The organism is Oribacterium sp., from assembly GCF_057249185.1.
The window spans coordinates 18584-27996 of record NZ_DBHIGR010000008.1; the positions used below are offsets into that span (position 1 = coordinate 18584).

9 protein-coding genes are annotated in these 9413 nt (G+C 42.7%); 2 read left to right on the plus strand and 7 right to left on the minus strand.

What is annotated here, in order from left to right; translation table 11 throughout:
- Positions 1 to 220 precede the first annotated feature (220 nt).
- Positions 221 to 2677 (plus strand): Cna B-type domain-containing protein, encoded by a 2457-nt coding sequence (locus ACO4PX_RS01100; protein WP_485570998.1) that lies wholly within the window; start codon positions 221 to 223, stop codon positions 2675 to 2677.
- Positions 2678 to 2705: 28 nt separating this feature from the next.
- Here ACO4PX_RS01100 and pcp read toward each other — a convergent pair whose 3' ends face one another.
- The 7 genes from pcp to ACO4PX_RS01135 all read right to left on the minus strand — a co-directional run bounded on the left by pcp (position 2706) and on the right by ACO4PX_RS01135 (position 8559).
- Positions 2706 to 3317, minus strand: a complete 612-nt coding sequence (pcp, locus tag ACO4PX_RS01105; RefSeq protein ID WP_485571000.1) for a pyroglutamyl-peptidase I — start codon at positions 3315 to 3317, stop codon at positions 2706 to 2708.
- Positions 3318 to 3320: 3 nt separating this feature from the next.
- The gene (locus ACO4PX_RS01110) at positions 3321 to 4616 is read right to left on the minus strand and encodes an adenylosuccinate synthetase (protein ID WP_485571002.1); all 1296 of its coding nucleotides are present in this window, start codon (positions 4614 to 4616) and stop codon (positions 3321 to 3323) included.
- Between the two features lie 67 nt (positions 4617 to 4683).
- The gene (locus ACO4PX_RS01115) at positions 4684 to 5568 is read right to left on the minus strand and encodes a hypothetical protein (RefSeq protein ID WP_485571004.1); all 885 of its coding nucleotides are present in this window, start codon (positions 5566 to 5568) and stop codon (positions 4684 to 4686) included.
- A gap of 9 nt (positions 5569 to 5577) precedes the next feature.
- On the minus strand, positions 5578 to 6447 hold the full coding sequence (locus tag ACO4PX_RS01120; protein WP_485571006.1) for a TFIIB-type zinc ribbon-containing protein: 870 nt from the start codon (positions 6445 to 6447) through the stop codon (positions 5578 to 5580).
- A gap of 192 nt (positions 6448 to 6639) precedes the next feature.
- Entirely contained in the window at positions 6640 to 6879 is a 240-nt protein-coding gene (locus tag ACO4PX_RS01125) for a hypothetical protein (RefSeq protein WP_314668772.1), read from the minus strand.
- 52 nt (positions 6880 to 6931) lie between these two features.
- Complete coding sequence (locus tag ACO4PX_RS01130; protein ID WP_304073113.1) at positions 6932 to 7156, minus strand: DUF3791 domain-containing protein; 225 nt, start codon at positions 7154 to 7156, stop codon at positions 6932 to 6934.
- A gap of 155 nt (positions 7157 to 7311) precedes the next feature.
- A complete protein-coding gene (locus tag ACO4PX_RS01135) occupies positions 7312 to 8559 on the minus strand; it encodes an ATP-binding protein (protein ID WP_485547577.1) in 1248 nt (415 codons plus the stop codon).
- A gap of 240 nt (positions 8560 to 8799) precedes the next feature.
- Between ACO4PX_RS01135 and ACO4PX_RS01140 the strand changes: the two genes are divergently transcribed.
- Positions 8800 to 9413, plus strand: a 614-nt coding sequence (locus ACO4PX_RS01140; protein ID WP_485571008.1) for a hypothetical protein, incomplete at its 3' end; no start/stop codon positions are given.

Here is a 9413-nt window from a genome sequence, read left to right on the forward strand (position 1 = left end):
ACAATACGATTTTTTCCATGAATCCGGACAAAAACTCATATCCTTCAATATAATTATTTATTTTTTAGCAATTATATACAAATTTTAAGAGCTATTCTCTCTACGATTTTCTGTTCTTTAGTTCCATTTCTCCATAAAATAGCATTGTAAAATAACGATATTATGATATCATTAATTTATTTAAATAATTAATTTTGCTTATTTTAGGAGGTATTTACAAATGAGGACAATTCCCCAATTCATTATGAAGAGGGTCCAGGGACGGGTTTTAGCTGTTGTGACATTTTTACTTGCACTTACCCTATCTCTTGGATTTATGCCATCCAACCTGCAGAGGGTATATGCCCAGGAAGAGAATCTCTATCTGGATGGTCAAAACGGTAACGACGAGAACGATGGAACTACACAGGAAACTGCCGTAAAATCCTTCGAAAGAGCAAAAGAACTGGCAACGGAAAATCCTTATATCGAGGTTATTTACGTTGTAGACACTGTTCCTGTTACCGGAGAAGTAAGTCTGGACAATACCAATGCCATTCTTATGAGAAACCCGGGATTTTCAGGATATCTTTTAAGCGTTCAAGCTAAAAAAGAAGCTACACTTCGAAATATTACCATAGACGGTGGCGGAGAAAATGACGGAAAAACCAGAGAATCTCTGATTAAGGTTTCCGGCAATCTAAATATTGAAGAGGATGCCATCTTAGAAAACAATTTTGTAACCGTTACCGAAGGAATCGACGCTAACGGAGGTGCCATCTACGCGATCTCCGATACCCAAAAGGTTGTCATTAATATGACCGGCGGAATTATCCGGAACAACAGCGCTTTCTTTGGCGGCGGAGTATTTTTATTAGATAATACCACTTTCAATATGTCCGGGGGAGAAATCAGAGAGAACAAGGCTATTTCCCCAAATACTTTTAACGGAAATCCCTTTGTGAGTGGAGGTGGAATCTGTACATATCGCAGTTCTACCATTAACTTAAGTGGCGATGCTTTGATTGCAGATAACTACTGTCATGAGTATGGAGGCGGTATTGCACTGGGCTCTATCATTGACGTTGCAGAAGGCAATACCTTAAATATGACAGGCGGAACCATCAGCGGCAACAAAGCAGGCGCAAGTGGCGGCGGTATCTTTATCCAGTGCGGACTGTCTACCGGAAATTCCGTTGCCAATATTTCCGAAGGAAAGATTATTAACAATGCCATGACCGGTGAAGGCTATGGAAACAAGCACTTTGGCGGCGGCGGTATCTACGTAAACGGTAAGGCAGAAATCCTTCGCGGTAAGCAGGGTGTTTTAAACCTGACCAATGCTATAATCACCGATAATACAGCAGAGACTGAAGGTGGTGGATATGCTTCCTGCCCCACTTCCAACACAGGAATCAATGTAAAGAACGGTGTTGCCATCTTCGGAAACCATTCTGAAAAGGCACAGGACATCTATATTGAAGCGGGATATCGCTACGGTTATGTAAGTAGCGGTTCTCCCAAGTATGCAATCTCCTCCTTTATGCTGGGTGGAACTCCCTATAACTGGAAAAATGATGAAAATGAAGAGCTTCCCATCAACAAGTTAGAGGGTGAGTTAAGCTCCGCCACAGGGGAAATCTTAGGATTACACACTGATGTTACTGAGGACGCTGAGGCGGAAGGCTTGGCCAAGGTCATCATTTCCGGAAATACCTCTGCTACCCGTGGCGGCGGAATCGGCTCCAACGGAACTGTAAACACCGGAGAAAAGAAGGTCATTTCCATCAAGGTCAATAAGACCTGGAAATACGACAATCCGGAAACCCGTCCTACCAGCATTATCGTAGAGCTTTATCGCGTAAATAAAGAAGACCCGGCAAATCCCATTTACATCGGCCAAGAGACCATGACCGAAGCCGATGATTGGAGCATTAGCTTTAAGAACCTTCCAAAGATTGATGAAAATGACGAGCTTTACCAGTACACCATCAAGGAAAAAGGCGCTGAGGGATATTCTGTGAAAATGAGCGGAAATCAAACCAGCGGATTTAAGCTTGTAAACGTTCCCGGAATCATTCTTACCGTAGAAAAGAAGTGGAACGGCGAAAGTGCAAATCAGGTAGAGATTAAGCTTTTGGCAGATGGCGCAACCAAGGAGAAGGTAACTCTTACCGAAGCCGATCAGTGGAAGCACAGCTTTGTGAATCTTCCCAAGTTTGATGCCAATGACGGACACGAGATCGTATACACCGTAGAAGAGACGGCATTAAGCGGATATACCTCTGCAATCAGTGGAGATGCGGCTAACGGATATATTGTTACCAATACAAAGACTATTACTCCTCCAAGCCCCACTCCTGAAACACCGCCAACACCGTCACCAAGACCGAACAGACCTTCTACTCCCACACCGTCCACTCCTACACCTTCTAATCCCACACCATCCACACCTCCTACCCCGACGGTAGCAGGTGAGTCCAGACCTACACCTACTCCGGACTCCAGCGAAGTAACGGAAAATGAAGTAAACCCTGAGCTTGTTCCTCAGGTTCTGGGAGAATCCAGACCGGTAGCAGACAATAAGCGTGATACCCCAACCGGAGATAGCTCTCAGCTTCTCCTCTGGGCAGGCTTCTTCGGCCTTTCTGTTTTAGGACTTGCTTACTATGGATTGAAGAGAACAACAAAGAGATAAAATTTCAAAAAAAGATGTCGTAGATTTTCTACGGCATCTTTTTTGAAATTGCCTCTATGGAGGCTTTAAGCCCTCTTATAATCTCTGATAGTGCTAAGGAGGGTTTATCTTTTTTCTCTACTGTCTGTTCAGGAATATAGGGAACATGGATAAATCCTGCCTTGATGGGCAGAGCATTTATCTGAATATAATACAGCACTGAATACAGCAAATGGTTACAAACATAGGTTCCTGCCGAATTGGATAGTGCAGCGGGAATCCCTTCTTTTTTGATGGCTTCCACCATGGCCTTTACCGGCAGAGTGGAGAAATAAGCATTTTCTCCATCGAGATAAATGGGCTGATCCACCGGCTGATTGCCTTCATTGTCCGGAATTCCGGCATCGTCTATGTTAATGGCGATTCTCTCCGGAGTAATCTCCGCCCTCCCTCCTGCCTGTCCTATGGAAAGGACAAAATCCGGTTTTTCTTGTTCTATGGTTTCCAACACAAGATTTGCAGACTTTCCAAAAACCGTTGGCACTTCTAACTTCAGAACTTCAAGATTTCCTATTTTGTCCGGCAAAAGCTTCATTGCCTCCAGCGCCGGGTTAATGCTCTCCCCGTCAAAGGGAGTAAAGGCTGTCAGTAATATTTTCATGGATTAACCTCCGATATCTTTTACGCAAGAAATCCCCAGCTCCTCTCCCGCTTTTTGAAGAGTTTCAAAAGGAATCTTTCCTTCTTCAAAGTATAGTTGATTTCCTCTTTCCGATAGCTGGGTAACAAGAATGGAGAGTTTAGGATGCTTGGACCGTTTTGTTTCGCCCATACGCTCTAAGCAATTTACGGAATCCCTATCTCTTAGTACCGGTGCAAAAAATGCTTCCAGACTCTCATGCTTTGCATAGCGTAAAGTCCCCTGCCATTCATTAGGCTGATTGGTCAGATCCTCTCCCACCCCGGGAAGTTCAGAACGGTCCACCTCACAAGGTAAAGGCCCATTTCCATGACGGGTGACATAGGGACGTGTCACATAGATGGCTTCATCCAAAGATAAGCCTCGTTTTTCTAAAAAGATGGCCGGATTATGGATGCCTGTTTTGGAAGAAGTCAAATGGGGAGCATAGGCTTCATAGTCCTGATCCAAAAGTAAGCCCTGTCCTGTCTCGAAAATCAAATGTTGAAATCCCTCCAACCATTTTCTATCCGCATCCACTAAGGTCAGAAGCTTCACATTCTGCTTCACTTCTTCCACAAAATTTTCTAAAACCGTCTCATTGTTCAGCATCTCATAGTAGGGATTCGAAAAATTCGAGAAAGTCGTGGAATTAGACGGATTCGAAGAAGTTGAAGCAGTTGAAAGATTCATAAGATTCGATTGCTTCTTGTCTTTCGAGGACTCTGGTGCTTGAATCCTCAAGATTTCCGCTCTTTTCCCAGTATACTCTTTTCGAATATGCTTTAAACGATGCAATAAATCCGGATTACTCATTGTAGCAATATCTTCCAGGGTGATTTCGTATCCGGCGGCATTTCGCTGCACACATTCCTCTATGCCCATACCGCAGGAGCCGTGGCGATTCTTGCCTCTGGCAAATTCTGCTCCCATATTTAAAAGTACATCATCTATAGTAGTTACTCGTGCATTTTTTTCAGAATAAAGGATGGACTGAAAGCCGAAGAGCTCCGTAAATTCTTTAACTTCCTTCCCCAGCTGAAACAGGTCCGGCATAAAGCTGTCGGCAAATAAAGTAGGCACATGGTACTCCGCCCCGGCGCCTATCTGATGATGAATAAAACGCCATTTTCCTTCCGGATCTTCTACCGTGTGCCCTGCCTGTCCGCCGCCGTTATGTTTGATAATCAAGGATTTCTTAAGGGATGAGGCAAGACGGCTACAAGTATAGCCCTTACCTTCATCCCCAAAGTTCTTGCCGATAACCGCAATTGTTCTCATAACCTAATATCTTCTACCTTTTTTTTACAGAGATGAATTCATTCCGTGCCAAAAACAGCCATGACTCTTATAGGAAAATGTCATCATCCCTTTGCAAGGATAGCTGTGCCAATGCCGCGCTAATCACAGGACGATTGATTTCATCCCAGCGACCAAGAACTTCCTCTAAGGTCGCGCCCTTTTGCAACTGAATGGCACTGATAATGATTTCCGGAAGGCAGGAAATGTCCTGTCTTGCCAGTACGATACAATGCCCCGGAAGAAGCTGCTCATTTTCCTGACTGTCTCCGCCAATCATGATATGGAAAACATGGAAGGATTGCTTAACTTCATTTAATAAATCCTCTTTGGTAACACTCGTTCCGATATCGTCTCCTATAACCCGGGAAATCGTCATTCCCACCGAATCACTGCGAATCTCGGCCATATCTCCGATAGTAAAAAGAAAGCCCTTTTGCTGTCTTTTCTTCACTGCATCAATATTGGTATGGCGGGTTAAGAATTCCCAAAGGCAGGTAGGCACCACCTGGCCATTTCCATGATTTTCAAAGTAAATGTCTAAAAGCTGCTCGGCAATACGAATATCCGACTCAAACTGAGTTACTTGCAAGGGGGATGCATCCTGAAAATCTCCATAAGCCGCACACATCAGGGCAGGATCTGCCACGGCGCCGGTGGAATACAGCTTGGTAATCAGCTCATTTAAGGCCCCCGTTGCCAGCTCCACCGCAAGATAGCCCATGGAGCCGGTCACATCCAAGCCCACAACGATAGGGGTTGTATTAGGATGCTCCTCCGAGTCGAAACACTCTCTGGTGCCGATGAATTTCGGATTCATCTTGGGATTACATTCTCTTCTTGTAAATACTTCTTCTACCCTCTGCCCATTGGAGAGCTTTCTACTGCTTTTCAATTTCTGCCAATCTGATGCTGAATAACTGCCGTATCCCATATTTTCCTCCTATTTCATCTTTACAAAACGATGACCGCCAAAGCCCTCTTCGATTACCCTATCCCATGCACCGAAGTCCTGAAAGGCATCCCCTTCCGGCTCTGCCAATAAAAATTCCTTCAAAAGAGCAGGACTATGGATATTTTCTGCAACAGATTTTGCGGTCTTTCGTAAATCCAGTAAATCCTGATTGCTACGCTTCCTTTCCACATTTCTCCAATCCCCGAAGAGCATTCCCTCATGGGTAAGCGAATTCACAAAAAGACTGGACGCCGTAATATCCCCGTGCTGAAGCTCCGAATACTCCAGGGCGCAACAGATATTTTCCATCCGTGAAATCACCCAGGCCAAATGCTCCGAAGCAAAGGGTGCAAAGACCTCCGCGGGATAAAAATAGGGCTTTCTGGTAAAAATCAGACAAAGCTTCCCGGCATCTAACGTAATCTTAGACTTTAGCATAGGAAAGCACCTGGATAATTTTACATCCGCTTCCGGAAAGCTAAGACGACTTAAGCCCTGCATAAAAGCATTTGCCCCATCCTCCCGGTCAAAGACATAGACCACCGACTCCCGACACAAATAGCAGACCATCTCCGGATAATGATAACGATCCATATAAGAGAGAGTTAAATTCTTGCCATTTACCATAGGGTAGGTGGCATTCCCAAGCTCTTCCCATAAAGTATCGCTGCTATAATCATTTTCCTTCTCGCTTGCCTTCGCCTTGTAGTAAGCCAAAAGCTTCTTTCGAAACTCATGATTCCCTTTGAATTCCGCATCGGACATAAAGGCTCTCGCCCCGCAATAGGGGCACTGAAATCCGCCGGCACTGCCAAGCTCCAGCTGGGCGCCACATTGCTTACAACGATAGCTAATCATAGACCTCCTTTGATGAGCAAATTCGTTAAGAACTTTCAAAAAACAACAAAGTTTAATTACAGAGAAAGTATAGCATAGATGGAGGGGGAGGTCTATTTGAAGAGATAAAAATAGCCTCTTAGCAGAGTACATTTAAACTCTTGCCAAGAAGCTATGTTGTCCAAGATAAAAAGCACGCATGGAAGAATAAAATTATACCACCAGCAATCTATACGGATTTCCGGCCAATTCCTCTTTTAAGATATCTAGGACTGATTCCCTTGATTCCAGATAAAGGTCTGTTTCTTCATCCATCAAAGCCGCATAAACAGCAGTTTTCATCAAAAATTCAACTGCCTCATCCCTTGAATATCCCTTATCTTTCATAATATATTCCACAAGAAATACGGCAATATTTCGCATAGCTTTTTTCTGATCTGCACTCGTAATCATTATGCAATCACCTGCCTTTTCACTTTATCATGTCTTTACTGCTTCCTGCGTTCTAAAAAAGCAAGCCTCCCTGCATCTCAATATAGTCTTGCAAATCATCAATAATTCCTTGGTTACCGGTAGAATTATAAGCTTCATAGCAAACATCAATGTAACTCAATACATCATATTTCTTTAACAAATCTGATAGCTCGGAATAGGTTTTCTTCCATGCCTTCGCTAAAATTGGTATTAAGACTAGTTGCATATTAAGTACTTCTTTTTCTCTTATACTCATAGCAGAATACCTCCTTTGCTAACATAATAAATGACAATGTATGTGTACAAATATATTACTGCCTATACACTATTGTCGCAATATAAAAACCTTATCGAATCTGAATTCAAATCGTATCCAACTCAGTAATGAATAGACCTGCTGTAAACTTTTTTCTATATCTTATACTTCGTTCCTCTTCCACTGCCTACAATCGTAACGTAATGATTCTCCACCATTCTCTTTAACAGTGCTGCTGTCTTTGATTTCCCAAATGGTACTTCTTCCATAATTTCACTAATGGATTTCGGATAGTTTTTCCTTAATACATCATATACAACGGCCTCATCTGCATTAAGATTTATGTTGCTGATGACGGGCAAGGTGACTTTAATGGAGTTTTCAAAGACTTCAAAAACCGGCTTCTTTTGACTTTCTTTATAAGCTTCTTTGATTCTAATAATTCCGGTGCCAAGAATTTCCACAATATGCAAACGATAAAATACATTGCCCAAAATAGGATTTCTGAGCATGGAGATATTTCCCTTTAAATACTCTTCCTCCGAAAGTCCTGCCGGCAAACCTCCCGGAGAGCTGACTTCAATTCTATCTTCAAACATCAGCACACGAATCTGCGCGTTGACATCCCAGGTTCTGTGAATCAAGGCATTGGCAATAGTTTCTCTGAATGCTTCCTCAGGAATCTTCTCTACCTTTACTCTATCCATTCCCCGAATTTCTTCATACTGATAATAATCTCGATAGAGCTCAACCGCTTTCTCCAGTTCAGAAAGGATAGACTCCTTTTCCAATACCGCACGCTTCAAAATAATGCTTATATCTTCCCCGAATCTGGCCACATCAATTCCGGGAAAATGATTCTGATCCGCAAGGAGCTCTGCCGCATGATTATAGCCTTCTCCATCTTGATACAAATTCAATGTCTTCAAAATGTCTTTATTTAAAGATTTTATCCCTATTTCCTGTTTAGCTCTCCATTCCAACTCCGAAAAGGAAAGCTCTTGTGTATCCGCAGGAAGCTCTTCATAATGAATATTTCTGCCCTGCAGAATTAATCTGCTTAACTCCAGTTCATCCACTTCAATAGTCGCAGTATCATTCCTTCGATAAGCTTTGGATTTATAGGTATAAGGCTTAGCCGGTCCCGCCTCCACTGTAAGAGTTACGGTCTTATCTTTCTCATTCACCGATAGTTCATACTGAGGCTGGGGGCGAATGGCATCATTAATTTTATTCTCTATTGCAAGGCAGGTCTCTGCCGGATCCTTTAGCCCGATTTTTTCACCTGTATCTCCTACACCAAATATAATTTGTCCACCATCATAGTTGGCAAATGCACTCACCGTTTTTAAAAATGTATTGGAAATATCTGATTTAAATTCCAGCTGTCTAGTCTCTTTCATCCCCTTTACCTCCTTGTTATTAGGACAATAGTAATTGAAAACAGCCATAAATTCAATCGTAAAATTTTACGGTTGAATTTACGGCTGAAAAAAATCGACAAAATTGCTTTTCGATTGAATTAAATTCCATATTGACTCTGTTTTGTAAGAAGCAGTTTCCATTTTTCGATTTATAATACAGAGGAAAAAGCCAGCAGTACAAGAGGGAGACAAAAGCTAGAAATATAAAAGGGAGAGAAAATGAAAAAAAATCTTTTAAAACATACACTGCTTATCGCAGCATTATCCGCTTTAACCATTACCGCCTGCAACGGCAAAACGGCAAAGGAAAGTAGCACAGCCACCCCCACAAAAACTGCAAAAGAAAGCAGTTCTGCGAATCTCCGTGACGCCGAGAAAGAAAGCAATAATGCCGATTCCAACGAAACAGAAAAAGAAAGTAGTGCTCCGAATCCTACAGAATCCGGAGCAACAGAAGGTGAAAAGGGAAAAGCTGAAAATAATTCCGATTCTCTTGTGGGGTCTTATAACACCAATCTCGTAAGTTTCTCTCTGAAGGATAACCCGGATGCCATGAATGCATTTAAAGCGGCATTTCCAAAGGGCTATAACTATACCCATTATGAGCCCATAGCCCTGCTGGGCACCCAGGTGGTTTCTGGCACAAACTACCTTTACCTATGTAAGAGTACTTGGACGGATTATCAGGAAAATGTCTCCTTTGTACTTTTACAGATTTATCAGAACCTTTCCGGAAAGTCCCAGGTTGTGGGAAGTGCCATTCTCTTTCCCACAGAAGAATCCAGAGAGGAGGGAGAAGATTACATTGACAATACCGGCTCCTATCTCCCGGA